The sequence below is a fragment of the Dactylosporangium sp. NPDC005555 genome, from assembly GCF_040605635.1.
Classification (GTDB): domain Bacteria; phylum Actinomycetota; class Actinomycetes; order Mycobacteriales; family Micromonosporaceae; genus Dactylosporangium.
Window position 1 is genome coordinate 1 of sequence record NZ_JBEXDG010000175.1, and the last position, 1324, is coordinate 1324.

The window sequence follows — 1324 nt, forward strand, 5'->3', positions numbered from 1 at the left end:
TCGAGGTCGTCGCGGCCCCAGCGAGCCAGGTCGGTGCCCTTGGGAAAGTATTGGCGCAGCAGGCCGTTGGTGTTCTCGTTGGTGCCGCGCTGCCACGGACTGTGTGGATCAGCGAAGTAGACCTGGACCCCGGTGTCGATCGTCAGTTGGACGTGCTGGGCGAGTTCTTTGCCGCGGTCCCAGGTCAAGGTCTGGCGGAGCTGTTCGGGCAGGATGGTGATCGTCGCGGCGATCGCGTCGCGGACCGCTGCGGCGCCGTGGCCTGCCAGCGCCGGGCCGTTCTTGACGCGGGTTTCGACGCCGTAGCCTTCCATGCGGGGCAGGTGCAGCAGCATCGTGAACCGGGTCGTGCGCTCGACGAGCGTGCCGATCGCCGATCGGTCCAGCCCGATGATCAGATCGCCTTCCCAGTGGCCCGGCACGGCGCGGTCCTCGACCTCGGCCGGGCGTTCGCTGATCATCACCTCCGGGGTGACCATGCCGTCGCGGCGCTTGCGGGCGCGGGCACGCGGAACCCGCAGCGCACGACCGGTCCGCAGGCAAGCGACCAGCTCCCGCTTGAGCGCGCCGCGCCCTTGGATGAACAGGGCTTGGTAGATCGCCTCGTGCGAGATACGCATGGACTCATCATCGGGGAAGTCCACCTTCAACCGGTTGCTGATCTGCTCCGGACTCCACGACGTGGCCCAGCGACGATCCTCACGCCGTGGCTTGTTGCGGCCCTTCCACGCCCGTGTCTTCGGCCCGGCGACCTGACCGCCGGGCAGGAGCACCGAACCAGACAGGCGATCTTGCACATACTCACGCAACCGCTCGTTCAGCACGAGCTTCGCGGTCTTCGGGCGTCTGGCCCGACGGTCGGCATGCCATTGGGCGTTGATGGCCCGATACTCCAGCTGACCGCCACGAGTGGCGGCGTTGCGACGCAGTTCCCGCGAGATCGTTGACGGCGACCTGCCCAGGGCTTGGGCGATCTGCCGGACCCCGACGTTCTGCGCTCGCAGCAGTGCAATCTCCTCCCGTTCCTCAAAGGACAGGAAACGGCCGGAAAGCGGTGCACTGCTGACATTGCGCATCCCGCCAGCATCACGGAACCACCGCGAACCGACCGGCTGCGACACACCCACCTCAAGCGCAGCCAGCTCGCTGGAACGCCCTTGTGCGATCAGGTCCCAGAAACCCTGCCGGTGCTCACGCCGCCAGACCGGCGGACGACCTGGCGACCGCATCGCCGGCCTGCCCGTCACCATCGTCGTCCAACCCTGCGCACGCCCCATGCCCACCTCCGAAATCGGGGTGTTGCGACCGCCGGTTGAATCCGCCC

General features: G+C 67.7%; 1 protein-coding gene. It reads right to left on the reverse strand.

Going from position 1 to position 1324, the window contains the following annotated elements:
- The coding region (locus ABZS58_RS51345) for an IS30 family transposase (protein WP_354792142.1) at positions 1 to 1250 on the reverse strand (1250 nt) is incomplete at its 3' end.
- Between the last annotated feature and the right edge of the window lie 74 nt (positions 1251 to 1324).